The sequence below is a fragment of the Gemmatimonadaceae bacterium genome (assembly GCA_019637355.1).
Taxonomy (GTDB): domain Bacteria; phylum Gemmatimonadota; class Gemmatimonadetes; order Gemmatimonadales; family Gemmatimonadaceae; genus Pseudogemmatithrix.
Window position 1 is genome coordinate 534,157 of the sequence record JAHBVT010000001.1, and the last position, 25,040, is coordinate 559,196.

Genomic DNA, 25,040 nt, shown 5'->3' on the forward strand with positions numbered 1-25,040 from the left:
GACCACGAACTGTCGTCGCTGGAAAGCGAGAGGCCCGCTGGTATCTCCGGGGAATCGGATGCCTCGTTCGGCGCCCGTCAGTCTGAACCCCAGCCCGCAGCGAGCCTCGGAAAGAAGATGGTGGACGCGGCGCTGACTGTCAGTCCTCTGGCGCAGCGCGATACACGCACCTTCCGCTCGTCGCGCCCCAACGCCTTCTACCAGCGCGGGGTCGGCGCGCGCACCATCGCCCTGATGCGCACCGCCGACCGCTCCTCCTTCGTGCACGAGGCCGCCTTGGACCTGATGCGGGATCTGTCCCAGCGCCCCGGAGCCAGCGCACGGCCTCCGCCCACGCCCGCTCCCCCGATTATCTTTCCCGCTGCACTCTCAGCCGAGATTCCCAGTGAAGATTGCCGTCTGCCTCAAGCGCGTCCCCGATATGGACGTCCGCTTCAAGATCGCCCCCTCCGGCAAGGCCGTAGATGAGACGGGGCTGAAGTTCGATATGTCCGACTTTGACGGCTACGCCGTGGAAGCCGCCATCCAGATCACTGAGAAGGCCGGCGCTGGTGAAGTGACCGTAATTTCGCTGGGTGGCGACGTCGTGCAGGAGACCCTGCGCAAGGCGATGTCGATGGGGGCGCACCGCGCGGTGCAGCTCAAGCACGACGGAGCGTCCGTCGATTCCTTCGCCGTCGCGACGGCGCTGGCGGCCGAACTCAAGGACGGCGGCTACGACCTCATTATGTTCGGCCGGATGAGCATCGACACGGCGCACGGCGCTGTGGGTGCGATCGCCGCCGAGCTGCTCGGCCTGCCCTGCGTGACGGCGATTTCCAAGCTGGAGCTCGAGGGCACGACCGCGAAGATGCGCCGCGAGCTCGAAGGCGCCTACGAACTGGTCGAGTGCGCACTGCCGGCCGTGGTGACCATCGACGAAGGCATCGCGCGGCCGCGCTACCCGTCGCTCAAGGGGATTATGGCCGCCAAGAAGAAGCCGCTGGACGTGAAGCCCGCGCAGTTGCCCGCCGAGCGCCTCGCGCTCGACGCGATGGCGCTGCCGCCGGAGCGCGCGGCCGGCAAGATCATCGGCGAGGGCCCGGATGCGGTGCCTGAGCTCGTCCGTCTCCTCAAGGAAGAGGCGAAGGTTCTCTAATGTCGAACATCCTCGCATTCGCCGAGACGCGCGGCGGAGAGCTGCGTCGCGCCGGCCTCGAGGCCGTGGCCGCGGCTCGTGTCATCGCTGACGCCAAGGGCGGCCAAGTGCACGCCGTGCTCTTCGGAGCGGCTGGCATCGCTAAGCACGCCGCCGCGCTGGGCGCACACGGCGCCGACGTCGTGCTCGTCGTCGAGCACGCCGGCTTCACGCACAACAACCCCGAAGCGGTGAGCGCCACGCTCGCCGACAAGGCGAAGGGCGGCTACGCCGGTGTGGTGTTGCCGGCCTCCGCGACCGGCAAAGACGTCGCGCCGCGCGTCGCCGCCAAGCTCGGCGTGCCGATGGCCTCCGATGTCACGACGCTCGCCGTCGGTGGCAATGGCATCACGGTCACGCACCCGGGCTACACGGGCAAGGTGATCCAGACGCTGACGCTCACGGCCACGCCGGCCGTGGTCAGCGTACGGCCGGGCGCATTCCTCCCCAAGGAGAACGCCAAGGCCGGAACCGTCGAGACGCTCGCGCCCTCCGGCGACCCCAGCGCCACGCGCGTGAAGGTCACCGAGACGGCAGCCGGCAACGCCGCCAAACTCGACCTCGGAGAGGCGCCGGTGATCATCTCCGGCGGCCGCGGACTCAAGGAAGCGGCGAACTTCAAGCTCGTCGAGGACCTCGCGGCGGCGTTCGGCAACGCGGCGGTCGGTGCCACGCGCGCCGTCACTGACGACGGCTGGCGTCCGCACTCGGACCAGATCGGCCAGACGGGTCGGTTGGTGTCGCCCGATCTGTACGTGGCCTGCGGCATCTCGGGCGCGATCCAGCACCTCGCGGGGATGCGCACGTCCAAGACCATCGTCGCGATCAACAAGGACAAGGACGCGCCGATCTTCAAGATCGCCGACTATGGCATCGTGGGAGATGTACTGACGATCCTGCCGGTGCTGACGGAGGCGGTGAAGAAGGCGAAGGCCTGAGTCAGCCACGGAAGGTGAACGAGTCCGAAGGGGACCCTCAGGGGTCCCCTTCGTCATTCTCCGACGAAGTCGTTCCCATTGGTGCGCGTCCGTCGCGCGCAGTAGCTTTTTCGCTATGCCCCCCGTCAACGGACTCTTCCTCGCGATCATCGCCCTCGCGCTGGGCTTCTTCGCCTACAACGCCCAGCGTCTGGTCGGCTACCTGCGCCTCGGACGCCTCGACGACATCCGTTGGAATGCCATCCCTACGCGCGTCGGCAACTTCCTGCGCATCGGCATTTTCCAGGAGAAGATCTTCCGCGACTCGATCGCGGGCCCGATGCACGCCCTCATCTTCTGGGGCTTCTGCGTGCTCGGCGCCAGCACCACCGAGTTCCTCATCGCGGGGGTCCTCCCGAGCTTCAGCTACGCCAACTTCCTGCCTGAAGCGGCGTACCGGCTCTACGTGCTCAGCCAGGAGGGCTTCGCCGCCATCGTGCTGGCGATGGTCTCCTTCGCGCTCTGGCGCCGCCTGACGCGCCGCGTGCCGCGCCTCGAGGGCGCCGAGACGCATCCGAACGACCCGCTGCTGATCCTCAGTTGGATCGCGGCGCTGATGATCACGATGTTCTTGGCCGAGGCCTTCCACTTCATTGCCTCGCCGGACGAGATGGCCAGCGCCTTCCCGGTCAGCTATCCGATCGCCAAGACGCTGCTCCTCGTCGGATTCCGCGAGGGGATGCCCGCGCCGCAACTGATGCACGCGCTGTTCTGGTGGGCACACGCGCTGCTCGTGCTCGGCTTCCTGAACTACCTGCCGTACTCCAAGCACCTGCACGTCGTCGCCTCGCTGCCGAACACCTTCCTCTCGAACACCAGCGGGCCGGGTGCCGTCGGCACGATGCGCCCGCTGGACTTCGAAGGCGCCGACGCCGAGCAGTTCGGCGCGTCGGACGTGGAGCACCTGAGCTGGAAGTCGCTGCTCGACGGCTTTGCCTGCACCGAGTGCGGGCGCTGCACCAGCGTCTGCCCGGCCAACACCACGGGCAAGCTGCTCTCGCCGCGCAAGATCATGATCAACGTGCGCGAGCGGCTCGAGGCCAAGCTGCCGTGGATGGAGCAGGGCGCCGGCGGCGTCGCCACCCTGCGCGCCGACGCGCCGGCCGGGCTCGCCGACAAGCCGCTGCTCGGCGGGTACATCACCGACGAGGAGCTCTGGGCCTGCACCTCCTGCCGCGCCTGCGTCTACGAATGTCCGGTGAGCATCGACCAACTCAGCGTCATCAACGAGCTGCGCCGCAATCTCGTCCTCGCCGAGTCGCGCTTCCCCGAAGAGATGATGCCGGCCTTCGAGTCGCTGGAGACCAGCGGCTCGCCTTGGGCGTTCGATCCCGGCGACCGCGCCAAGTGGGCGGAGGGGATGCACATCCCGACGATGGCCGAGATGGCCGCGCGCGGCGAGTCGCCCGAGGTGCTGTACTGGGTGGGCTGTATGGGCTCCTTCGACGACCGCGCCAAGAAGACCACCGTCGCCTTCGCGCAGATCCTGCAGGCCGCGGGCGTGAAGTTCGCGATCCTCGGGCAGGAGGAGAAGTGCAACGGCGACCCGGCGCGCCGGATGGGCAACGAGTACCTCTACCAGATGCTCGCCAAGGACAACGTCGAGACGCTGGGCAAGTACGGCGTGAAGACGGTGGTCACGGCCTGCCCACACTGCTTCCACCAGCTGGGCAACGAGTATCCGCAGTTCGGCGGTGAGTACGACGTCATCCACCACTCCACGTACATCGAGCACTTGATGGCCGAAGGCCGCGTGCCGATCCGCGAGGAGCTGCACGGCCCGGTGCGCTCGTTCACCTACCACGACTCCTGCTACCTCGGCCGCTATAACGACGTGTACGATGCGCCGCGCGAGACGCTCAAGCGCGCCCTGCCGGTGATGAACCTCGTCGAGATGCCGCGCAGCAAGGACAAGGGCCTCTGCTGCGGCGCCGGCGGCGGCCGGATGTGGATGGAGGAGACCGTCGGCAAGCGCATCAACGTGGAGCGCGCCGAGGAAGCGCTGGCGACGAAGGCCGACGCGGTCGCGGTGGCCTGTCCGTTCTGTATGACGATGATGGCCGATGGCGTGAAGGCCAAGGGCGCCGAGGTGCCCGTGTACGACATCGCCGAAGTCGTGGCGCAGCAACTGCGCTGATGTCCGACTCTGGGACGCCCTCGCTCGTCGAACTGCCGCCGGACCACCCGAACCTGCCGGTGAAGCCGCCGGTGGTGTTCATCGTGGCGATGCTCATCGGCTTCGGTGTGCACTGGCTCAAGCCGATGTCGGCGCGCCCGGAACGCTGGGGCGGGCTCGGCATCATCTTCACCGGCATTGCCGTCGCGCTCGGCGCCTGGGCGTGGTTGGCCCTCAAGCGCCACCACACGGATGTGCGTCCGTGGAAGCCCACCACGGCCATCGTCACCGACGGGCCCTACGCGCTCACGCGAAACCCGATATACCTCGCCTTTGCGCTGCTGCAGGTGGGTATCGGTCTGTGGACGGACACGCTGGCGGTGGTGCTGATGGCGGTGCCTGCCGTCGCCGCGACCAACAACTGGGTGATCGCGCGGGAGGAAGCCTACCTGTCACGCAAGTTCGGTGCGCCCTACGAGCGCTACCTCACGCAGGTGCGACGCTGGATGTGACTTCCAATTAACAGGGTTGAGGATCGCAATGCTAACGATGCAAAGTCCAGTTACGCCAGAGATCCCGACACTCCTTGAGCAGCTCCTCGACGCTTCCGCGGGCCGAACTGCAGGAGCAGCAGCGTTTGCTTGGGCAACTCCTCAGGGCGTTCGCTTGCTCCTGCAGGACAAGGAGTTCAAGTCTTTCCTCGACTCCAGTTCTTTCGAGATGGTGGTCGGTGTCGATGCAATTACCACGCCGAAGGCGATCTCGCTTCTTGCGGAGTTGATGAAGGTTCACGCGGGCCTTCGAGTCAAGGCATTTGTGCACGAGCGCAAAGGCTCGATATTTCACCCGAAGGTTAGCTGGTTTGCCGGCAGTTCAGGAGGGGCTCTCCTGGCAGGATCCGGAAACCTGACTGTAGCGGGCCTTCGCGCGAACTGGGAAGCCTTTGCGCAGGTACGACTCGACAAGTCACAGCTAAAGTCAGTTCGCAAGAGCTGGGATTCTTGGGTCCTTGCTCACAAGAGCTTCCTGCGAGATCTCACGGACCCTCTGGTGGCTGCGGCCGTCGCGTCGAACAAGTCGTCATTTGCAGCCAAGCCCATTCTCGAGGCTGAGTCAGGTCACCTTGACTCGTCGACGCATCTTGGCGACGAGGTGGACTCGGTACTGTTGGCCGAAATTCCGAAGGGTTCAACGCGGTGGAACCAGGCGAACTTCAGCCGAGACGTCTACACAGGCTACTTTGGCGCGAAGGTCGGGTCACGACGAAGGATTGTGCTTCAGCACGTGAATGCTGACGGAAGCGTTGACGCAGTCGAGAGCCGGCCGAGCGTCGACGTCGCAAGTCACAACTTCCGATTCGAGCTTGGTGCCGCGTCGGGATTGAACTATCCGGCTGTTGGTCGGCCGACTGCAGTGTTCATCAAGACTCAGTTCGGAACCATCTTGTACTCGCTTGTCATGCCTGACGATGCGCGCTACGACGACCTTCAGGAGCTCCTCAATAGCCTTGCGGGTGTGACACCCGGAAGAATGCGCCGGGTGACCATTGGATTGGCGCAACTCCAAGTGGCAGTGCCAAGTCTGCCAATCCTCTCCGTATCCAGTGTCGAGGACTAGCCTACGGCGAGCAGATGAATATCTGTTCTGCCTCACTGGATGCTCTTAGGGCGCGCGATCGCGAATTCAGCTTGCTGTGGCGGAAAGCCCCGGCCGACACAATTCGCACGCTCGCGAATTGCCCGTGCGCGAGATCGGCAAGCGTGGAGAGGTCGATAGTGCGTGGATGCGACCCCGCGGCCTTGTCAAACGGAGAGTACGACAGCACAAGCGGACAGTCGTGGCGGCGAGCGAGAGCAAACAGTTGCCTAAACGCGTCGGGTGCCTGCGAGCGAATCGAAAACGGTGACTGGTGTCGATTCGCACGGTAGACTCCGCGGCTCGGACGCGCGTCGCCTAAGTTCGATTGCGTAATCATCGGTTCGTCTCTCAATGCGAGCGTCTCCAGGACGTGGTAGTATCGACTGTAGTGGTCTCGAGTATACGGAGGGTCCGCATAGATGACCGAGTACTCCTCGTCGCGTCGTGCTAGAAACTCCCGGTAGTCCGCTCGTTCCGCTCGGCTAGTCGGACGCCCCTCACTTGCATTGAACCGTTCAACCGCGGCCGCGAAGTGTGCGTGTACGCTTTTGTTGCGTTCCTGCAGAAGCTTTTCAACGACGTGGGGCTTGTATTGGCCAGCTCTTGTCCGGAGGCTGATCGGCTGCGCGAACTGCTTGCCAATCGAGCTGACTGCGTGGCTAGCTGACGACAGCACTGCACCCACCGCCACGTCCCTGGCAGATCCGGACTTGCGGTGGGCGAAGTTCAACAAGAGGTCAATCTCAAACGCTTGCGCGAAGGAGAAGTACACACCACCAAAATGCCGTAGCGCGAGCGTTTGAGGTGCGCCCCAAAGGTCCGCCTCCCTCAAACGGCGAACGGTGTCATGAAGCACCTCGACGGAGGCGGGCGTGCGCACCCCCTGGGCAGGCAGTGTCAGCAGGGGGCATTCGGCTAGGAAGTCCGCCAAGCGTTCGAACGATCCTGTAGCGGCGGCTTGCTCGAGCGATGCTTCGTACTTGATTAGCGGCTTGATGCAGTCCAGTACGACCTGCAACTCGGGACTCGAGCGCAGTAGCTGATCCCGACTTGGTGTGGTCAGGCCGGCCGCTCCGCCGATAAACAGAGCGTTGGCTAGTACCCTGGCGTACTCCTGGATGTCTACGGCTATCACTGGACGTTCGCGAGACAAGGAATGCGCGACGGTTCCTGATCCTGAGAAGAGATCGACCGCGCGACCTTTGGGTGCGGCATCTCGAATGCTGCCGATCACCGCGTCCAGGATCCGAAGCTTTGATCCGAGGTAGTGTATCGGCCGGAAGGGCAGGTGCTCCGACGGCGAGAGTGCGTATTTCCGGTCCATGCGGGAGTATTGAGGTACAGGTGCCGTACCAGGGAGCGTCCAGTGTTCGCTTGTGGAGCAACTTCAATTTACATTATCGGACATGACGAGGACTGGGCTTGGCAAGGTTGAGGCACTTGGCCGTGGCGACCTTTCGAATCGCACGCCGTTCTTAGAGGTGCGCAAGCATTCATTCGGCGAGCGCGAGACTCGGTCTTGGGTGGTGCAGGGTGAGAATAGCGAAGTCCTTCGTGCGCTAGTGGAGAGTCAGCCACGAAGTGTGCGCTGTGCATATCTGGACCCGCCGTACAACAACGGTGAGAACTACCTGCACTATTCTGATGATGTCTCGCACGTTACGTGGCTGCGAGACATGCGCACGCGATTGGCTCTTGTGCGAGAGCTTCTTTCAGAGGACGGCAGTCTGTGGATATCAATTGATGACAATGAGCTCCACTACTTGAAGGTAGAGGCTGATGCAGTGTTCGGACGGCAAAACTTCATATCTACCGTGGTTTGGGAGCACCGAACGACTAGGGAGAATCGGCGCGCATTTTCACCCAATCATGAGTACGTGCTTGTGTATGCGAAGGATGCACGTGCCTTCGCGCGCACGAGAAATCTGTTGCCATTGACCCCCGAGGTCTTCCGCCGGTATTCAAATCCGGACGGCGATCCTCGAGGCCCATGGCAGTCGGTTTCCGCGAATGTGCAGGCGGGGCACGCAACCAAGTCGCAGTTCTATGCCTTGCGTGCGCCGAACGGCCGACTTCATCGACCTCCGAAGGGAAGGTGTTGGGTATATTCAGAGGACAGGATGCGGGAACTGATCGACTCAAAACAGGTATGGTTTGGCTACGACGGCAATGCTGTGCCACGAATCAAGAGATTCCTTCGAGACAAGGTGCGTGGGTTAGTCCCTCAGACTCTATGGCGGGCTGCGGAGGTGAGCACGACCTCGCAGGCGAAGCGCCATCAGATGGCATTGCTGCCCTCGATTGAAGCGTTTGATACACCAAAGCCTGAGGGGCTTCTGCGGCGAATTGTGGAGATCGCCACGGACCCAGGCGACTTGGTTCTTGATCCGTACCTCGGTTCTGGCACGACCGCAGCGGTGGCGCTCAAGACCAATCGACAGTTCATTGGCATCGAGAGAGGTGAGCATGTCGTATCACACGCGGTGAAGAGACTGCGGGAGGTGATTCGCGGTGAATCGGGAGGAATCTCAGTCGATGTCGGTTGGAACGGCGGAGGAGGCTTCCGTTTCGGGCGACTCGGTAGCCGACGGGATTCAAGGGCAACGCTCGGCGGTTAGCCAACGCAGTTCGTGATTATCGTCGAGTTGTACTGCGACATTTGCCTGTTCGTCGCGAAGCGTAGTGTCACGCGCGTCAAAGTCCGCTGAGCACTTTGGTTGTCGTGGGAGGCTCCGCCCACTTAACTCAAAGGCGTTTGTGCCGCAGCTCGTAGATCGTAATGCTCGGCTTCTTCTCGTGCGGCTGCGGGTCTACGCGCAGCGTCGCGCGCCAATCGAAGCCACGCGCCGTGGCCAGCTCAAGAAACGACGACAGTGCCACGCGTCCTTGGTCCGCCAGCACAAACAGACCGCCGGGCGCCAGCGTCCGCGTCACCGCATCGAGCAGCAGCGGCGCATAGCGCAGCTCGTAGAGCACATCGGCGGCGAACACCAACGCGAACTGCCCGAGGTCCGCCGGCATCGCGTTCCAGTCCACCATCCGCGTGCGGACCGCGCGTCCCAACGTGCGCTCAGCGTTGTGTGCCGCGAACAGCAGCGCGTCCTCGTAGTAATCGGTCGCGAGCACGTCGAAGCCCACGTGGCTCGCGGCGATGCTCGGTACGCCGAGCCCGCAGCCAAGTTCGATTGCCGCCGGCGCCGCGCCGCGCGAGACGGACTCCTGCACCGCCGGCATCGCCCACAGCGCCTCACGATTGGTCAGCAGGTACGCCGCGAGCACGTCCGACGACGCCCACAGGTCGGCCCAGTACGGCAGCCGCTCGTCGCGCACGTAGTCGGCCTCGGAGATGAGGTCGTCCGAGTTGCGTGGCTTGAGCACCTGCACGTCCAGGCCTGGCAGCGACACGACCTGCTCCGCCAGCACGAACCGTCGATGAATCGCCTCGGGAACGTCGCGCGGCGCACTCACAGCGTGCACTGCTCGCCGAGCCCGGCATCGTCGCCGAGGAGGAAGGCGTGCAGCGTTTCGCCTGCGGCGACGGTCGTGGCGTCTTCAGGGACGATGAGCAGCGCGTTGGCGAGGGACATCGACGTGAGGATACCGGAACCCTGCGGTCCCGTCAGCCGCGCACCGAGCCGGCCGTCCGCCCGCGGCGCGACGATGGCGCGGTAGAAATGCGTGAGCTTGGCGCCGATGCTCACAGGCTCCTCCAGCGTCACCGGCACCGGGCGGCGATGCACGCGAGTGTGCCCGAGCATCCGGCGCAGCGCCGGGCGCACGAAGAGTTCGAAGGTCACCATCGCGCTCACCGGATTGCCCGGCAGCCCCACCCACGGGATGCCGGCGACGCGACCGAAGCCCAGCGGCGCGCCGGGACGCATCCGTACGCGCCAGAAGTCCAGTGCCGTTCCCATCGACTCGATTGCCGTGCGCGTGTGGTCGTGCTCGCCCACCGACACGCCGGCGGAGGTCACGATCAAGTCCGGCGCGGCATCCACGGCGCGCTGCAGCAGCGCACGCACGGCCTCGAGCGAGTCCGGCGCGTGCCCAAGCGCGATCGGCTCGCCGCCGTTGAGCCGCACCAGCGATTCCAGCGTGTACCGGTTGCTGCTGACGATGCGACGTCCCGCCAACACCTCGGCGAAACCATCGAGTTCCACGAGCTCGTCACCGGAGCCGAGGATGGCCACGCGCGGGCGGCGATGCACCGGCACGGCGGCGAAGCCGATGCTCGCCAACACGCCCACCTGCGCCGCGCCGATCGGCGTGCCGGCCGGAATGGCGACCTGACCGCTGCGCACGTCTTCACCAGCGCGGCGGATGTTCTTGCCGATGTCGCGGTCCTTGCGGACCTGCACCGTGGCCGTGCCGGCGTCGGTGTCCTCGACGCGCACGACCGAGTCGGCACCGGGCGGCATCGGCGCGCCGGTCATTATCTGCATCGCCTCGCCGCGCGCCAGCGCCCGCGGGACGGCGGCGCCGGCCGCGATGCTGCCCACCACCGGCAGCGTCCGCGGCGACTGCTCGCTGGCGCCGGCGACGTCGGCGCCGTGGACGGCATAGCCGTCCATCGCCGAGTTGTCCCAGTGTGGGAGCGTGATCGGCGAGACGGCGTCGGCGGCGAGGACGCAGCCCACCGCCTCGGCCAGCGGCACTGAGACGGACGGCAACGGCTGGACCGACGCGACAATGCGCGTCGCGGCCTCGGGGACGGTGAGCATCAGCGGTAGAGCAGGGTCATCTGCGAGAGCCAGTCGAGCAGTGCGTCTTGCACGCGCTCGACCTCCCGCGTCGGGACGGTGTGGTTGTTCGCCAGCATCGAGAAGAGCAGCACGCGTCCGTCGGCGGTGGTGACGTACCCGGAGAGCGAACGCACGCGGTCGAGCGTGCCGGTCTTGGCGCGCACGTTGGCGGCGGCCAGGGTGCCGCGGGTGCGCTCGCGGATGGTGCCGTCCACGCCGCCGACGGGCAGCGACTGGAACCAGCCGTCGAAGTCCTCGCGCTGCCGCATTCGGTCGAGCAGGCGCACGATGGCCTCGGGCGAGAGGAAGTTGTGTCGCGAGAGCCCGCTGCCGTCGCGCAGCACGGCCATCGACGAGTCGATGCCCCAGTCCGCGAGCTGCCGGCGCACCACCGCAAGCCCGCTGTCGGCGGTGCCGACCCCGCTGCGCTCGAGGCCGAGAGTGCGCAGCAGAATCTCGCCGATTTGGTTCTGCGAGGGCTTCTGGAACGCCGCAAGGATCGCAGGCAGGGGCGGCGAGCGGTGCGTGGCCAGCGTGGCGAGGCCTGTCGTATCGGCGATGGTGTCGCTCACCACGCCGCCGGCGACCGTGATCCCGCGTTCGCGCAGCGCCTCGGCGAACGCCTCGAGGAATGCGGCGTTCGGGTTCCGCAGGGCCACGTTCACCACGACCGAGTCGTTGGCCCGCACCGTGCCGTCGAGCTGCAGCAGCGGATGCGCGCCGCGCAAGTCGTAGCTTGTCACCACGCGCGAGCGCTGCATACAGCAGTTCTGCACCGTCTGGACGCTGACGCGGCCGAGCCGAGGCAGCGTCGTAGTGGGCGCGGTGAGCACACGCACCGGCGTGCCGGGCCGCGCCCCGCCGTACACGGTCACTCGCGCGAATCCCTCGTTGAAGAGCAGTTCGTCCACCGGGGCGGCGTAGCCGGCGTTGAGATCGTCCCAAGCCCAACCACGGCCCAGCGTGTCGCCGGGGAAGGTGTTGGCGCCGGAGATGAGTCGGCCCGTCACCCGCGTGATGCCCCGCGCGCGGAGCGAATCGGCCAGCGCGCGCAGCGGTGCCATCGCGTCGCCGCTGAGCGAGTCACTCACGGACGGGTCGCCGCGGCCCACGACGACGAGGTCGCCGCTCAGGACGCCCTGTCGCGGCGTGCGGCCGAGCACGCGCGTGCTATAGCGGTAGTCCGCGCCAAGCTGCGCCAACGCCACCGCGCCGGTGACGAGCTTGGTGTTCGATGCTGGTACGAAGAGCTTGCCCGCGTTCCGCGAGTACAGCGTGTCGCCGCGCTCAGGGTCCACGATCAGCACGCCCCAGTGCGCCGAACGGAACATCGGATCGTCGATGAGCGAGTCGGCATACGCCACCAGCCCAAGTCGCGTCGCCCGCCGCGGCGGCCGCGTCATCTCCGTGGTCTCGGTGATGATGATGCCGCCCGGCACCGCCGTGTCCACCGGCGGCAGCGACTCCGTCAAGATCCGCGGCCGCAGCACGGCCGTGTCCGCCGGCGCCGGATCGCTCGCTGGCGCCGAGCGCGACGCCTGGCATCCCGCCGCGACGAATGCCGCCAGCGATGCGAGCAACAGGGCGCGCTGTCCTTGCGTCATTGCATCACCTCAGTCTCGATCCAGGTTGCCAGCGCCGCCAGCCAGTGCGAATCATCCAGGTGAAAGATCGTACCCGGGAACCCGTCCGGCGGCGCATCGGTGAGCATTGCGCGCCACGCGTCCGGAACGGCGGCTTCCGCCGGCCACAGCGGCGCCGGATGCGCCGCGCGTCGGTGCACTTCCACCTTCGGCATCGGCGAGCGCTTGAAGCCCTCGCAGAGCACGAGGTCCGCGTCGGCGAGATGCCGCCGCACGATCTCCTCCGGTGCGAGTTCCTCCGCCCACCGCTCCACCACGGCGAACTTGTCCGGCGACGCCATCGCCACGCGCGCGGCCCCGCCCTCGTGATAGTGCCGGTACGTATCCGTGGTGGCCGGATCGATGTTGAACGTGTGCGAACCGTGCTTGAGCGTCATCACGCGGTGCCCGCGCCGCGTGAGCTCGGCGCAGAGGCGCACGACCAGCGTCGTCTTGCCCGCGTGCTTGCGGCCGACGATGCCAAGCATCGGCGGAAGGCGCTCAGTCACGGGCCTGCCCCGCGAGCGCGGAAAGGTCGTCCGGCGTGTTCACGTTGCTGAACAGACGCAGCGGATCGCCGAAGTCCCTCACCCGCGTCACCGGCAATCGCCGCACGCGCACCTGCTCGTGGAAGCCGATCACGCGCAGGTCGCCGGCGTCCAGCGTCTGCGAGACGGCATTCAAGCAGCGCTGAGAATACCAGGCGCAGAGCGGCTCCACGCCGCGTCGCGAGCCATCGCTTTCGGGAATCACCACGTCCACTGCTTCATCACCATCCTCGCCGAGTCGCCGCATCTCGCCCAACAGCGCGGCTGAGACGAAGGGCATATCCCAAGCCACGAGCAGGATGTCGTCGTCGGCCTGCGCCAACGCCGCGTGCAACCCGCCCAGCGCGCCGAGCCCCTGGCGCAGATCCGCCACCGTGCGCAGGCCCGGAATCCACTCCGCGGCCCCGTCGGCGTTCGCCACGAGCAGGAGCTCGTCCGTGACCTCACGCAGCGCCGACGCCACGCGGTCGATGATGCGGCGGCCCTCCACGCGCTCGAGGCCCTTGGGCGCCCCGCCGAATCGCGATGCCGCGCCGCCCGCAAGGATCACCCCCGTGCAGCTCACGGGCGCCACACCTGCGGCTGGCCACTCACGGCGCGTCCGAGCAACACCATCCCCGCCGCCTTCGCGATTTCCACGGCCATCGAGCTCGGCACGCTGGGCGTCGCCACCACCGCGATGCGCGCGCGCGCTGCTTTGAAGGCCAGCTCGCCGGAGATGCGTCCGGTCACCAGCAGCATCAGGTCGTCGGGCCGCGCGCCCGCGAGGATGTGTGCGCCGAGGGCTTTGTCCACCGCGTTGTGGCGGCCGATGTCCTCGGCGTGCGTGAGCAGCGTCTGGCCGTCCGTGAGCGCGGCGGCGTGGATGCCGCCCGTGTCCTTGTAGCGCTCGCCGCGCGCGAACAGCTCCTTGAACAGCGCCCGCGTCTGCGCGAGGTCAGGAATCGCAGGCAGGCTGCTGCGCCGCGGCACGTTGGAGAGCGAGCCCAGGATCGTCGTGACCGCGCCGCAGCCCGAGGCCAACACGCGGCGGCGCTCCTGCCCCTCCACCGTCCGGTACCGGTCTTCTGGCACGGTCACCCAGAACCCGGGCTCCTTGGCGCAGGGGCGCATCGAGAGCAGGTCGGCCTTGGCGTCGATGTAGCCCTCGCCGAAGCACCAGCCCACGACGAGTTCCGGCAGCTGCTCTGGCGTGCACATCCACGTGACGGCCGGCTCGCCATTGACCTCGAGCCAGACGGGAGTCTCGTCCACCGCATCGAGGCGGGGCGCGCCGTCCGGCAGCGCCGTCATCCCGGTTCGACCTCGGCCCAGAGGTTGGGCTCCTCGGATATCCGCACACGCAGCACCCGCGTCGCGTCGCCCAGCGCCGCCTGCACCTTGCGCGCGATCCACCAGGCCACGTTCTCGCTGGACGGAATCTCCCTGCCTTCCGCGAACTCAGGCACATCGAGCACGAGGTTCTTGTGGTCGAGGGCCTGGAACACTTCACGCTGCATCGCGCGGTCGAAGGCCATCAGGTCGGCGCAAAACCCCGTCAGCGGGTCGATCTCACCGCCGATGGTGACGTCCACCGTGTAGGTGTGGCCGTGCCAGTTGGGATGCGCGCAGACGCCGAAGACCTCGGCGTTCTTCGCTTCGTCCCATTCCGGGCGGCGGTAGCGGTGCGCCGCAGAGAAGACGACGCGGCGCGTCAGCGTAGCGCGCATCGGCTCAGCGGCCCCACACCCGCGCGATGCCCAGCATCAACGTCGTCTGGCCCACCCAGGGATTCTTGCGGTTGGAGCCCAGGATCGATTCGTCGATCGTCGAGCCATCCTCGGTGAAGCTGTTCGGGTAGTTCATCCGGTAGAGCATCCGCGTGAGCTCGGCGCGCCACTCCCAGTCGCGGCCGGTGACGCCACGGAGGTTGAGTCCGTACGAGACGTGCAGCTTGGGGCCGAAGCGGTACTCGCCGATGTCGTAGCTGTCGTTCCACGAGCCGATGAACCCCGTGTTCAGGAACAGCCGCGGGGCGATCCCGTTCCAGGCCTTCTCGCCGGTGAGTGACGCCGCGAGGCCCATATCGAAGAACATCAGCGGGTCGCGCCGCGTCCCCACGTAGCTCTGCGGCCCGCTGAAGAGCGGGTCGCGGATGTTGCGCTCCGCCGTCGGCGCGAGTCCGGCGCGCATCGTCAGGAAGAACGCGCTGGGAAAGTCATAGTCGTACGCCGCCGCCAGGACGAGGCTGCCCTTGGGCCCCACGTCCGCCGGCTCGCTCACGCTCGCGAGGTAGCCGAGGTACGTGGTCAGGATATGCCGCCCCGGCGCGTCCACGTAGGGACTCTTCTCGGGCAGGTGACCCACGACCTGCGCGGACGCAGGCGTGGCGGCGAAGGAAACCAGGAGCGCGGCGAACGCGCGAATACGGTAGGTCACGCAGGGACTCCAATCAGTCGCAGGTCGCGGCCCGTCATCTCCGACGGCCGGTCGACGCCGAGCAGCGAGAGCACGGTGGGGCCGACGTCGCAGAGCGCACCGCCGCTCCGCAGGGGCACCGCCTCGCCATCCTCGACGATGAGGAAGGGAACAGGATTCGTGGTGTGGGCCGTGTGCGGCCCACCGGTTGCAGGGTCCAGCATCATCTCGCAGTTGCCGTGGTCGGCCGTGATCAACAACCGCGCGCCGCTCTTGCCAACCGACGCGACGATGCGCGCCAACTGCTCATCCACCACCTCGCAGGCACGCACCGTTGCCGCAAAGTTGCCGCTATGCCCGACCATATCGCCGTTGGCATAGTTGCACAAAGTGAACTCGTGGGACTTCGACTCGATCGCCTTGCAGAGCACATCGGTGATACCCGGCGCGCTCATTTCCGGCATCAGGTCGTAGGTCGCCACCTGCTGGCTCGGCACGAGGATGCGCTCCTCGCCCCGGTACGGCACTTCGTTGCCGCCGTTGAAGAAGTATGTCACGTGCGGGTACTTCTCCGTTTCCGCCGTGCGCAGCGTGCTCATCCCGGCGTCTTCCAGCACCTCGGCCACGATCTTGGCCATCGAGAACGGTTCGAAGGCCACCGGAAGCCCGAAGGTCTGGTCGTACTGGGTCATCGTCGCCACGTGCAGGCGCGGGCGGTCGTCCACGTCGAAGCCGTCGAACTCCCGGTCGGTGAGCGCCCGCACGATCTGCCGCATCCGGTCGGAGCGGAAGTTCCACGTGATCACCGCGTCACCGTCGCGCATCGGGGCCAGCGGCGCGCCGTCGCGGACGATCACCGCCGGCTCCATAAACTCGTCGGTGACGTCGCGCTCGTAGTTGCCCGTGATGAATGCAAGCGGATCGCGGGCGGTGGGCCCGCTGCCGCGCACCGCCGCATCGTAGCACTTCTGCGTGCGCGCCCAGCGCCGGTCGCGGTCCATCCCGAAGTAGCGCCCGCCGATGCTCGCCACCTCGGCGCGGCCCTGTACGCGCGTGAGGAGTTCGCGGACGTAGCCGAGGCCGGAGCGGGGCAGGGTGTCACGGCCGTCGAGCAGCAGGTGCAGCGCCACGCGTGGCACGCGCTCGCGCGCGGCCAATTCCACGAGCGCCAGCAGGTGGTCGTCGTGGCCGTGCACGCCACCGTCGCCCACCAGGCCCAGCAGATGCAGGGTGCCGCCGGACTTCCGCACCTGCGCGCAGGCCGCCCGCAGGGCGTCGATCTCGAAGAACGTCCGCTGGCGGATGCTCTCGCCGATGCGCACCAAGTCCTGCATCACCACGCGGCCGGCGCCGAGGTTGAGGTGGCCGACCTCCGAGTTACCCATCTGGCTCTCGGGCAGGCCCACCGCGAGACCGCTGGCGTCGAGCAGCGTGCGCGGCGCGCGCGCCCACAGGCGGTCCCAAGTCGGGGTGTGCGCCGCGTGGATGGCGTTGCCTTCGGACGAGTCGCGGAAGCCCCAGCCGTCGAGAACGACGAGCACGACGGGGCGGTCCACCCGGGATGCCATAGTTGGCCAGTGCCAGTAAGGGGGTATAACTTCGCATAGCGTCGCGCGACGAGTGGCACGACCACCCGCGCAATCTATTCTCGCCCACGCCCCCCTACCAGCGATGCACCTGCTGCGCCGCCAACTTGCCGTTGCCCTGCTCCTCGCTTCGCCGCTCTCGGCGCAGCAGGGACGCCTCACCGCCGACGTGGACGTCTCGTCGTCGCCCGGTGGTGGCATCGTCGCCACACTGCGCAGCGGCACCACCTGGCCCACCGGAGCCACGCGCAACGGCTTCACGTCGGTGACGATCGAGGCCTGGATCGACGCTTCGCGCTTCGCCGGACCCCGCGACTCCTTCCCGGTGACCATCGGCGGGACGGCCAACCTCCGGATTCGGCAGCAGCCATCGCTCCAAGGGGCCATCCTCGGGAGCTTCCGGGCCGGGGCCGGAGTCCGCATCCTCGAACGCCGCGAGACCTGGGCTCGGATCCGCCGCGAGGTCTGGGTGCCGTCGGGGTCGATTGTGGTGCAGGCTGCGTCCGCCCCGAGCGGCGCCACCACGACCCCAAACCGGCCGCCGACGCCGCCGCCGATCACCGGCGCCCCAGCTCCCACCGCTCGGCCGGGAGCCCAGCCAGCCGCACCGAGCGCGGGTGCTGGCGCCAATCCGCCTGCTACCACAGGCCAGACGACCACAGGGGGCCAGCCGGGAGCGGCCAGCCAGTCGACGACCCCTGCCTCTGCCGCGCCAGCCGCTGGAGCGGCGCCGAGAGCCACCGGACCCGCCGGATCGCTCCGGTCCGAACGGTCAGCTCAGCTTCGTCAGGGGCCCAATGGTCCACTACTTGGGCAACTGGAAGCGGGTGCCGTTGTGACCCCGCAGACCCGCGACCGCGGTTGGGTCAAGATTCAGCTTGAGGCTTGGGTGCCGGAGTCGCTGTTCGTCCCCGCGGACACGGCATTCGGTTCCGCGCTCACCGCCGCGGACCTGCGAGCCAACCCCGACGGTCATCGGGGCAAGATTGTCCGTTGGGAGGTCCAGGTGGTGGGGATGCAGACCGCCGATCCCCTCCGACGCGATATGGAACGGGATGAACCCTTCCTCCTCGCGATGGGCCCCACCGGCGAGGACGCGATCCTCTACATCACGGTGCCCGCGCGGATGCTCGACGAGGCACGGGCGCTCCAGCCCCTGGCCAACGTGCTGCTGACCGCACGCGTGCGCACGGGGCGTTCAAACCCCACCGGTGCGCCCATCCTGGAACTCATCTCCATCGTACGAAAGTAATCCTGTTCATTCGGTCAGTGACCCGAGCTGACCATTTAGACAGTTTTGACGGGTATTCCCCGTGTGTCCGAGCAAGTGTACGATTTGCTATGCTCGACCGACGACGACGATCCGTTCCTATCGCCCTGTTGTTCGCTGCCGCCCTCTCGGGCTCCGCAGCCGGCCAGGCCGCCGCATCCCCGCAGCATCAGGCCCGAGACGCCGCACCAGCGATCCCAGAATCCCTCCGCGGCCATAGCGGGCAGCTCCGCGCCTACGTCGCCGCCCCCGCGGCAGACACCGCCCGCACCATCGCCGCCGGGCCCTCCGAGCCCCCCACACTCATCCCGCCGGTCTACACCTTCCGCGACTCTGCCGGGGGTGGCGTCTTTCACTTCATCACGCTGCTCCCCTTCGACCGCAAGCGGGACGGCCGCGTCGGCGCCTATCGCGTCGGCCGCTGGCCCGCCGAGCGCCGCCCGGCCCGATCGCCGCAGGACGCACTCCCGGCGGGCTTCATCGCCGTGACGCCGGAGATGCAGTCCCTGATGATTTCCACGCACTTCACGCTCGGCGACTTCCTCCCCGAACGCGATGCGCAGGCCGAAGTTTGGCCCAAGCCCTTGGTCTTGGAACTTCGGTTGGTCGACAAGCTCGAGCTCATTCTGACCGCGCTCCGGGACTCAGGCATCGCCGCACCGCGCCTCCGGATGATGTCGGCGTTCCGCACCCCGAACGTGACGCTGGGCGGCGCCCGCACGGCCTTGTCGCCCGATTCCCGCCACCAGTACGGGGACGCGGCAGACTTCATCGTGGACGCTGACGGCGACGGCCGCCTCGACGACCTCGACCGCGACGGTCGCCGCGACCTCGGCGATGCCCGCTGGCTGGTCCGGGTCATCCGCGCCATCGAGGCGGAGCACCCCGACCTGGTCGGCGGCATCGGTGTCTACCGCCGGGACGGTGGCAACGGACACTTCCTCCACGTGGACACCCGGGGGGAGCGCGCGCGCTGGGGATTGCAGTAGCTTCAGGAATGCACGAGATCCTGCGCGACCGCATCCTGCGCCGCCTCGAGGCCCTGCCCGAGGATCGACTCTACCAGGTGCTCGATTACGTCGAGTTCCTCGAGTCCAAGTACGCCCAGCGCCAGGCCCCGGCGCCCAACGTGCTGCAGCGCTTCGCCGAGGGCGTCGAGGACACCCTCCGCGCCGGCAATCTTTCGGCCTCGACGGTGGCCGAGGCGATGGGCTTTATGAGCAAGGCAATGGGGGTGCTCAGCGGCGTGGCCGCCGCCGGCGCGTCGATGGCCGGTGACATCGTCGGCACTGCGCAGGCCAAGCCGGGCGCGCCGCCGGCCGCGGCGCCGCCGAAGCCGACCTCACCAGAGGCCCCTCCCTCGCTAGATGAGAAGGACCGCTCCGGTTTATCTTGATAGATGGGCCACCCATCTGACCGCATTCGCGCCGACGCCGCGCTGACTTTCGACGACGTACTCCTCGTCCCGCGGCACTCGCTCGTCCACCCGAAGGACGTCTCCACCACCACGCGCTTCACGCGCGGCATCACGCTCCACGTCCCGCTCGTCGCGGCGGCGATGGACACCGTCACCGAATCCGAGATGGCCATCGCGATGGCTCGGGCCGGCGGCATCGGCGTGCTGCACAAGAATATGGCCATCGACCGCCAGGCGGCCGAGGTGGACCGCGTGAAGCGCTCGGAAAGCGGGATGATCCGCAACCCGATCACGCTGCAGCCCAGCGCCACGCTGCGCGAAGCGGTGGGCCTGATGGCCCGCTTCCGCATCAGCGGCGTGCCGGTGGTGGACGGCAACGGCAAGCTGGTGGGCATCATCACCAACCGTGACCTGCAGTTCGAGCGCCAGCTCGACCGCCCGCTTAGCGACGCGATGACCAAGGACGGCCTCATCACGGCGCCGCACGGCACCTCGCTGGACGAAGCCGAGCAGATTATGGGCAAGCACCGCATCGAGAAGCTGCCCGTCGTCGAGAAGGACGGTCGCCTCATCGGGCTGATCACCGTCAAGGACATCCACAAGCGCCGCCAGTACCCCAACGCCGCCAAGGACGGCGAAGGGCGCCTGCTCGTCGCGGCGGCCATCGGTGCCGGCGGCGACTACCTGGCGCGCGCCAAGGCCCTCATCGATGCCGGCGTCGACGCGCTGATTGTCGACACCGCCCACGGGCACTCGCAGGGCGTGCTCGACGCCACCGCCAAGGTGCGCGAGGCATTCCCCAGCGTGCAGCTCGTGGCCGGCAACATTGCCACCACGGCCGCCGCCAAGGCGCTGGTCGAGCGCGGCGTGGACGCCATCAAGGTCGGCGTCGGTCCGGGCTCCATCTGCACCACGCGTGTGGTCACGGGCATCGGCGTCCCGCAGCTCACGGCGGTGATGGACGCGGTCGCCGGCGCCGGTGACGTCCCCATCATCGCTGACGGTGGCATCAAGTATTCGGGCGACATCGTGAAGGCCATCGGCGCCGGCGCGTCCACCGTGATGATGGGCTCGATGCTGGCTGGTACCGAAGAGTCCCCGGGTGAGAGCATCCTCGCCGAGGGCCGCCGCTTCAAGATGATCCGCGGGATGGGCTCGCTGTCCGCGATGCAGGACGGCAGCGCCGACCGGTACTTCCAGGACGGCGAGATGAGCGCCAAGAAGTACGTGCCCGAGGGCATCGAGGGACGCGTGCCCTACAAGGGTCCCGTCGGCGACGTGCTCTACCAGATGGTCGGCGGCCTCCGCAGCGGAATGGGCTATGCCGGCTGCGGCAGCATCGACGAACTGCGCACGCAGGCTGAGTTCGTGCGCATCACGCCGGCCGGCCTGCGCGAGTCGCACCCGCACGACGTGACCATCACGCGCGAAGCGCCCAACTACTCCGTGTAGAGGTCGCACGCGTGCACGACCTGCTGACTGTTTCCCTCGTCCGTCGCGAGGCCATTGCCCGCTTGGCGGGGGAGTTGCATCCCGGGATGACCGTGGCGCTGTCTACGCATATCAACGCCGACGGCGACGGCTGCGGGTCGCAGACGGCTTTCGCCCGACTCCTCGGCCAGATGGGCATCCGCGCCATCATCGTGAACCCGACGCCCTACCCGGAGCTGTTCCGCTGGCTGCTTGGCGAGGACGTGGAGGATCGAACGGCCGAAGGCGTCGAGGCGATTGCTCGCGTGGATCGCGTGGTCGTACTCGACATCTCCGACTTGGGGCGTCTCGGCGGTTTGGCTGACGCCGTGCGCTCGAAACCGCAAGACGCGCTGGTCATTGACCATCACCTGCCGGGCGCCGAGCCGCCGGGTGCTGTGATGCTGAGCGACACTGCCGCTTGCGCGACGGCGGAGCTCGTCTACGACTTCGCGCGCGAACGCGGCCTCAGCATCACCACGCCCATCGCCAAGTCGCTCTACACGGCCTTGGTCACCGATACCGGCGGTTTCCGTTTTGGCAACACCTCACCCCGCTGCCTCGCTGTAGCCGCCGACCTGCTCACTCACGGCGTGGACCCCGAGCAGATGTACGCAAGCATCTATGGCAGCGTTCCGCTCGGGCGCCTGCTGCTGTTACGGGATGCGCTCGATACGCTGGAGGTCGATCTCGTGAACGGATTGGCGTGGGTTTCGATACGGGCGGGTGCGCTTGAGACGTATCGCATCGGTACCGAAGACCTTGATGGCATCTCCGAGTATCCGCGCAGTATCGCTGGCGTGCGCCTGGCGATGCTGTTCCGCGATCTCGGTCACGGCCGGGTGAAGGTGTCGTTTCGCAGCACGGCGGGCGTGGACGTTCACCAACTCGCGCAGTCGCTGGGCGGCGGCGGGCACGCCCGCGCCTCAGGTGCGTTGATTGCGGGCACCTTGGAGGAGGTGACGGCGCGGGTCCTCGCCGCTGCTCGCCGTCAGACCTCAGGCGCCTGATGTGTCGCAGCACTACGGGCTGGGGATCAGACCCTGCCAGTAGGTATTGATGTTGAAGTTGATGGGGTCGACTTCGTAGTAGTGCCCCTTGATGAAGTGCCCGGTCGTGGGGAAGTACGGAGGCGGATTCACGCCGGCGCAGGCGTCATACTGGTAGCGCTTGATGTACCCGCGACCGTCGGTGATGCCGACCGGGCCGCGCGATTGCTGGATGATGCCGCCGGTCAGGAACAGGCATCCACGCTCGTTGTTCGCACCTTGGCAATCCTCCACGTCCGTCGGGCCCCGGTCGTACTGATTCGCGGTGAATTGGTTCAGGGCGATGACGACGGCGTGCACGACCTCGTCGCCGCCGCGGTTGTTCCAGGTCCGGTACGACCCGGTGGTCCCTGGTCCTGGTCGCCACGGAGAGTTGAGTAGGTTGTGTGCCATCACCACGTTCTGGCCGCTGATGAGTCCCAGGAGGTCGCGGGCGGGCGAGTTGCACGGCACGCCGCTGCCGGGATTCGTGACGTAGGTGATGTTGTCGGCGATGATGATGTTGCCGGTCGCGGCGAGCGTGACCGAGCCGCGGAGCTTTCCGCTGATGGCGACCTTGCCCGTGACGTGGATGACGCCCTTGAAGTTCGGGTTCAGGGCGCGCGAAAGCGGCCAGAGGAACGCGGCGTCGCGCGGGCGGGCCGCCGTGACACGGGAATCGACCGCCCCCGTCCACTGCACCCACTCGCCCATCCCCCAATCATCGCGTCCGGCGATGATGCCGCCATTCGCGACACGGAACGTCCCGTAGGGGTTGGCCCCCGTGTTCACGTTGTCGTTCAGGCGGTCGTCGCCCCCGAGGAAGCAGAAGCGATTCTGCCCGTTGTTCGGTGCCCACGGCCGCTGGTCAGACGAGTTGCTGGTGCCGGTATGGCGCCCGAAGGTCTTGAAGTGGGAGTGCGACCCCGTACCGCTCGCGAGCGTGTGCCCGCAGTTGCGCGAGCTGCGCAAGCCGTTGGTGCCCCAGTTGCCCGTGGTATCGGCCACCACGAACCACGCGTCCGAATTGTTGAACACGCGATACACCTTGAAGAAGCCCTCGTCGACGCCGGTCGAGTCGCCGTCGCCATTGAGGTCGACGGCGACGAACTCGATGCGCATCGTCGCCTGGCCCGCCCCGCCGGCCGTCGAGCTCGTGAAGGCGGTCCCGCCGGCGGCGGCCTGCGTTTGTAGTCGCGCCAGTTCCGCCGTCTCCGGGAACGGGATCTCCGCAGCGTTCTCTTCGTAGCCGGCCATATAGTTGCCGCGGTTTCGGTTCGTAATCGTACCGGCGGTCTTGAGCGGGCCCCAGAAGGTCGCGCCAGGGGCCACGTTCTGCAGAATGATGTTGTCGTTCGAGTGCACGGGGCCGTACAACACGTCGTTCGCGCCGAACACGATGACGCCTTCGAAGTCCGTGAAGTACGAGTACTTCGCGAAGCTTTCCTGCCGCACCTCGAGGCGGCGCACGACGCGGTTGCCGTGCGCATCCTGCGCGATCGCCACGATGCTCCCGAACACGCCGTACTGGCCTGTCGAGATGCCGCTGGGGCCGATGTACGTGGTCCGCGTGACGCCCGGAATGGTGCTGCCGGCCGCGTCGGTGACGGTCACGCCGTTCTCGTACACGACGAATCCGCTATCAGGGTAGAGGGCCTTGTTGCCGTTCACCGCCGAGCGGGCCTGCTCGAGCCCGGCGTCCGCGACGCTCTCCAGTAGCGATAGCCGGTCGTGATACTTCGACACGAGCGCGGTGTTGAGGCCGAGGAACGAGGCGCCGGCCGCGATGGCAGCCACCGCCATAAAGACCATCATCACGATAGCGAGCGCGATGCCCGGACGCGCCCGCAGGCGTCGGCGAATCGCGTGGATACGGGTCTTCGTCATGGGATCGTCACCTGATTGCTGATGCGTTGCTGCGAGAGTGTCGGCGTGCAATCCTGCGCCGCGACCGCGTAGCGGTACGTGCTGTCCGGAATGACGTTCGGGTCGTTGAAGATCAGCAGGGTGTCGCCACCAGGGAGCGCGAAGATCGGCTCGCCCCAGTCAGCGATGCTGCCGAAGCGGCGCCAAATCAGATAACGCTCGACGTCGCGTTCACCGGAGTTCTCGTCGACGGAAGGGGCGAACGTGAGGCGGGCGTAGCGAGTGCTGTCGGGGCTGATGCCGGCCACCGCGGTGATCGCCGACGTGAAGAGGGGCTCGTCACCGCAGGTGCGCGTGGAGGACAGCCCCACATTCGGGAGCCGAATCAGGCGGGTCAGAGCCCGGGTCTGTTCCCCCGCGGCCGTGCCAGCGCGGCCATTCGTCACCGTGAAGCTGACCCGGATCGCGCGCACGCTGTCGATCCGCGCGAAGGAGCCCGTATCGCTGTTGGACAGGTGAATGGGGCGCTGGTGTCGCCACGGGAGCGACGCCCGGGGCACGGTGTCGATCCACGTACTGGCTGCCGTGGCGAACGCACGGAAATACCGGAAGAACGGCTCTCCGGGCGTACGCAGGATGTTCGTCGACACCACCTCCGGCGCGAGGTTGTTGATGCGCCGCCAGAGGATGTAGTCGTCTGTGCGCGCCGTCGATGAATCGCGGCCGAAGTAGAAGGTGATGGTCTCTGCCGCCGAGTTCACGCCGCCGACGGTGTAGTTCGTATCCGGATACTGCACGCCGCCCGAGAACGGGATGGTGATCTTCGACGTGGTGCGCATCGCCGAGACCGCGCTGTCCGGCGCATCCGCGGAGAAGTACACCGCCTCCACGTCGCCCGGGGTGTTGGTCCAATAGTTGGCGTTGAAGACCAGCACGCTGTCAGCGATGTACACCAACTGCGGCTGGATGTCCGGCGCCCCTGCGCCCGACGTGCGCAGGTCCTTCTCCATCTCGTTGAGCGCGAAGCGACCGTTCTGGTACATCGCCGCCCGTTCGCCGCCGAGCCGGAACCGCCGGCTCTCGCTGCGCAGCATCGAAAGTGCACCGGCCATCATAAAGCTGAAGATCATAATGGCGATCATCATCTCGACGAGCGTCATTCCGCGCCGCGCGCGCGCCCCACGGG

At 67.1% G+C, this 25,040-nt stretch carries 23 protein-coding genes; 11 read left to right on the forward strand and 12 right to left on the reverse strand.

The genetic code is table 11. The annotated features are described in order from the left end of the window. Positions 1 to 385 precede the first annotated feature (385 nt). The 5 genes from KF689_02355 to KF689_02375 all read left to right on the forward strand — a co-directional run bounded on the left by KF689_02355 (position 386) and on the right by KF689_02375 (position 5,887). Complete coding sequence (locus KF689_02355) at positions 386 to 1,138, forward strand: electron transfer flavoprotein subunit beta/FixA family protein (protein ID MBX3132215.1); 753 nt, start codon at positions 386 to 388, stop codon at positions 1,136 to 1,138. Further along, positions 1,138 to 2,115, forward strand: a complete 978-nt coding sequence (locus tag KF689_02360) for an electron transfer flavoprotein subunit alpha/FixB family protein (protein ID MBX3132216.1) — start codon at positions 1,138 to 1,140, stop codon at positions 2,113 to 2,115. The genes KF689_02355 and KF689_02360 overlap by 1 nt, the downstream gene beginning before the upstream one ends. A gap of 115 nt (positions 2,116 to 2,230) precedes the next feature. After that, the gene (locus KF689_02365; GenBank protein ID MBX3132217.1) at positions 2,231 to 4,291 is read left to right on the forward strand and encodes a 4Fe-4S dicluster domain-containing protein; all 2,061 of its coding nucleotides are present in this window, start codon (positions 2,231 to 2,233) and stop codon (positions 4,289 to 4,291) included. Then, positions 4,291 to 4,782, forward strand: a complete 492-nt coding sequence (locus KF689_02370) for an isoprenylcysteine carboxylmethyltransferase family protein (protein MBX3132218.1) — start codon at positions 4,291 to 4,293, stop codon at positions 4,780 to 4,782. The genes KF689_02365 and KF689_02370 overlap by 1 nt, the downstream gene beginning before the upstream one ends. A gap of 154 nt (positions 4,783 to 4,936) precedes the next feature. Next, on the forward strand, positions 4,937 to 5,887 hold the full coding sequence (locus KF689_02375) for a hypothetical protein (protein ID MBX3132219.1): 951 nt from the start codon (positions 4,937 to 4,939) through the stop codon (positions 5,885 to 5,887). A 1-nt stretch (position 5,888) separates the two neighbouring features. Here KF689_02375 and KF689_02380 read toward each other — a convergent pair whose 3' ends face one another. Continuing rightward, complete coding sequence (locus KF689_02380) at positions 5,889 to 7,232, reverse strand: DNA adenine methylase (GenBank protein MBX3132220.1); 1,344 nt, start codon at positions 7,230 to 7,232, stop codon at positions 5,889 to 5,891. A gap of 82 nt (positions 7,233 to 7,314) precedes the next feature. Here KF689_02380 and KF689_02385 point away from each other — a divergent pair, with 82 nt between their 5' ends. Then, positions 7,315 to 8,526, forward strand: a complete 1,212-nt coding sequence (locus tag KF689_02385; GenBank protein ID MBX3132221.1) for a site-specific DNA-methyltransferase — start codon at positions 7,315 to 7,317, stop codon at positions 8,524 to 8,526. Positions 8,527 to 8,653: 127 nt separating this feature from the next. Here the strand turns inward: KF689_02385 and KF689_02390 are convergent, their stop codons facing one another. Genes KF689_02390 through gpmI form a run of 9 tightly spaced genes read right to left on the reverse strand, consistent with a single transcriptional unit; the run spans position 8,654 to position 16,785 of the window. Continuing rightward, complete coding sequence (locus KF689_02390) at positions 8,654 to 9,376, reverse strand: class I SAM-dependent methyltransferase (GenBank protein MBX3132222.1); 723 nt, start codon at positions 9,374 to 9,376, stop codon at positions 8,654 to 8,656. Further along, complete coding sequence (locus tag KF689_02395; protein MBX3132223.1) at positions 9,373 to 10,629, reverse strand: molybdopterin molybdotransferase MoeA; 1,257 nt, start codon at positions 10,627 to 10,629, stop codon at positions 9,373 to 9,375. The genes KF689_02390 and KF689_02395 overlap by 4 nt, the downstream gene beginning before the upstream one ends. Then, positions 10,629 to 12,254, reverse strand: a complete 1,626-nt coding sequence (gene dacB / locus KF689_02400) for a D-alanyl-D-alanine carboxypeptidase/D-alanyl-D-alanine-endopeptidase (GenBank protein MBX3132224.1) — start codon at positions 12,252 to 12,254, stop codon at positions 10,629 to 10,631. The genes KF689_02395 and dacB overlap by 1 nt, the downstream gene beginning before the upstream one ends. Continuing rightward, complete coding sequence (mobB, locus tag KF689_02405) at positions 12,251 to 12,781, reverse strand: molybdopterin-guanine dinucleotide biosynthesis protein B (GenBank protein MBX3132225.1); 531 nt, start codon at positions 12,779 to 12,781, stop codon at positions 12,251 to 12,253. The genes dacB and mobB overlap by 4 nt, the downstream gene beginning before the upstream one ends. Further along, on the reverse strand, positions 12,774 to 13,370 hold the full coding sequence (locus KF689_02410; protein MBX3132226.1) for a molybdenum cofactor guanylyltransferase: 597 nt from the start codon (positions 13,368 to 13,370) through the stop codon (positions 12,774 to 12,776). Before KF689_02410 ends, mobB begins: the two co-directional genes overlap by 8 nt. Before the next feature lie 11 nt (positions 13,371 to 13,381). Beyond that, positions 13,382 to 14,113 (reverse strand): formate dehydrogenase accessory sulfurtransferase FdhD, encoded by a 732-nt coding sequence (locus tag KF689_02415; protein ID MBX3132227.1) that lies wholly within the window; start codon positions 14,111 to 14,113, stop codon positions 13,382 to 13,384. Beyond that, the gene (locus tag KF689_02420; GenBank protein ID MBX3132228.1) at positions 14,110 to 14,529 is read right to left on the reverse strand and encodes a 6-carboxytetrahydropterin synthase; all 420 of its coding nucleotides are present in this window, start codon (positions 14,527 to 14,529) and stop codon (positions 14,110 to 14,112) included. Before KF689_02420 ends, KF689_02415 begins: the two co-directional genes overlap by 4 nt. Before the next feature lie 4 nt (positions 14,530 to 14,533). Next, entirely contained in the window at positions 14,534 to 15,238 is a 705-nt protein-coding gene (locus tag KF689_02425; protein ID MBX3132229.1) for a hypothetical protein, read from the reverse strand. Then, positions 15,235 to 16,785: a 2,3-bisphosphoglycerate-independent phosphoglycerate mutase gene (gene gpmI / locus KF689_02430; GenBank protein MBX3132230.1), complete on the reverse strand. Its 1,551-nt coding sequence runs from the start codon at positions 16,783 to 16,785 to the stop codon at positions 15,235 to 15,237. The genes KF689_02425 and gpmI overlap by 4 nt, the downstream gene beginning before the upstream one ends. Before the next feature lie 103 nt (positions 16,786 to 16,888). On the opposite strand from gpmI, the gene KF689_02435 reads away from it, so the two are divergent. The 5 genes from KF689_02435 to KF689_02455 all read left to right on the forward strand — a co-directional run bounded on the left by KF689_02435 (position 16,889) and on the right by KF689_02455 (position 21,970). Further along, complete coding sequence (locus KF689_02435; GenBank protein ID MBX3132231.1) at positions 16,889 to 18,055, forward strand: SH3 domain-containing protein; 1,167 nt, start codon at positions 16,889 to 16,891, stop codon at positions 18,053 to 18,055. A 128-nt stretch (positions 18,056 to 18,183) separates the two neighbouring features. Next, a complete protein-coding gene (locus tag KF689_02440) occupies positions 18,184 to 19,062 on the forward strand; it encodes a hypothetical protein (protein MBX3132232.1) in 879 nt (292 codons plus the stop codon). A gap of 8 nt (positions 19,063 to 19,070) precedes the next feature. Then, positions 19,071 to 19,469: a hypothetical protein gene (locus KF689_02445; protein MBX3132233.1), complete on the forward strand. Its 399-nt coding sequence runs from the start codon at positions 19,071 to 19,073 to the stop codon at positions 19,467 to 19,469. A 3-nt stretch (positions 19,470 to 19,472) separates the two neighbouring features. Beyond that, positions 19,473 to 20,942, forward strand: a complete 1,470-nt coding sequence (gene guaB / locus KF689_02450; GenBank protein MBX3132234.1) for an IMP dehydrogenase — start codon at positions 19,473 to 19,475, stop codon at positions 20,940 to 20,942. Positions 20,943 to 20,953: 11 nt separating this feature from the next. Then, positions 20,954 to 21,970: a bifunctional oligoribonuclease/PAP phosphatase NrnA gene (locus KF689_02455; GenBank protein ID MBX3132235.1), complete on the forward strand. Its 1,017-nt coding sequence runs from the start codon at positions 20,954 to 20,956 to the stop codon at positions 21,968 to 21,970. 12 nt (positions 21,971 to 21,982) lie between these two features. On the opposite strand, the gene KF689_02460 is transcribed toward KF689_02455, so the two are convergent. Continuing rightward, the gene (locus KF689_02460) at positions 21,983 to 23,875 is read right to left on the reverse strand and encodes a hypothetical protein (GenBank protein ID MBX3132236.1); all 1,893 of its coding nucleotides are present in this window, start codon (positions 23,873 to 23,875) and stop codon (positions 21,983 to 21,985) included. Beyond that, the gene (locus KF689_02465; GenBank protein MBX3132237.1) at positions 23,872 to 25,014 is read right to left on the reverse strand and encodes a hypothetical protein; all 1,143 of its coding nucleotides are present in this window, start codon (positions 25,012 to 25,014) and stop codon (positions 23,872 to 23,874) included. Before KF689_02465 ends, KF689_02460 begins: the two co-directional genes overlap by 4 nt. Between the last annotated feature and the right edge of the window lie 26 nt (positions 25,015 to 25,040).

Bases quoted from the DNA above. Each gene is read 5' to 3' on its own strand.
- guaB (MBX3132234.1), top strand. From the start codon at position 19,473: ATGGGCCACCCATCTGACCGCATTCGCGCCGACGCCGCGCTGACTTTC.
- KF689_02380 (MBX3132220.1), bottom strand. From the start codon at position 7,232: ATGGACCGGAAATACGCACTCTCGCCGTCGGAGCACCTGCCCTTCCGG.
- KF689_02460 (MBX3132236.1), bottom strand. From the start codon at position 23,875: ATGACGAAGACCCGTATCCACGCGATTCGCCGACGCCTGCGGGCGCGT.
- gpmI (MBX3132230.1), bottom strand. From the start codon at position 16,785: ATGGCATCCCGGGTGGACCGCCCCGTCGTGCTCGTCGTTCTCGACGGC.
- KF689_02365 (MBX3132217.1), top strand. From the start codon at position 2,231: ATGCCCCCCGTCAACGGACTCTTCCTCGCGATCATCGCCCTCGCGCTG.
- KF689_02395 (MBX3132223.1), bottom strand. From the start codon at position 10,629: ATGCTCACCGTCCCCGAGGCCGCGACGCGCATTGTCGCGTCGGTCCAG.
- KF689_02445 (MBX3132233.1), top strand. From the start codon at position 19,071: ATGCACGAGATCCTGCGCGACCGCATCCTGCGCCGCCTCGAGGCCCTG.
- KF689_02385 (MBX3132221.1), top strand. From the start codon at position 7,315: ATGACGAGGACTGGGCTTGGCAAGGTTGAGGCACTTGGCCGTGGCGAC.
- KF689_02415 (MBX3132227.1), bottom strand. From the start codon at position 14,113: ATGACGGCGCTGCCGGACGGCGCGCCCCGCCTCGATGCGGTGGACGAG.
- dacB (MBX3132224.1), bottom strand. From the start codon at position 12,254: ATGACGCAAGGACAGCGCGCCCTGTTGCTCGCATCGCTGGCGGCATTC.
- KF689_02435 (MBX3132231.1), top strand. From the start codon at position 16,889: ATGCACCTGCTGCGCCGCCAACTTGCCGTTGCCCTGCTCCTCGCTTCG.
- KF689_02465 (MBX3132237.1), bottom strand. From the start codon at position 25,014: ATGACGCTCGTCGAGATGATGATCGCCATTATGATCTTCAGCTTTATG.
- KF689_02420 (MBX3132228.1), bottom strand. From the start codon at position 14,529: ATGCGCGCTACGCTGACGCGCCGCGTCGTCTTCTCTGCGGCGCACCGC.
- KF689_02370 (MBX3132218.1), top strand. From the start codon at position 4,291: ATGTCCGACTCTGGGACGCCCTCGCTCGTCGAACTGCCGCCGGACCAC.
- KF689_02360 (MBX3132216.1), top strand. From the start codon at position 1,138: ATGTCGAACATCCTCGCATTCGCCGAGACGCGCGGCGGAGAGCTGCGT.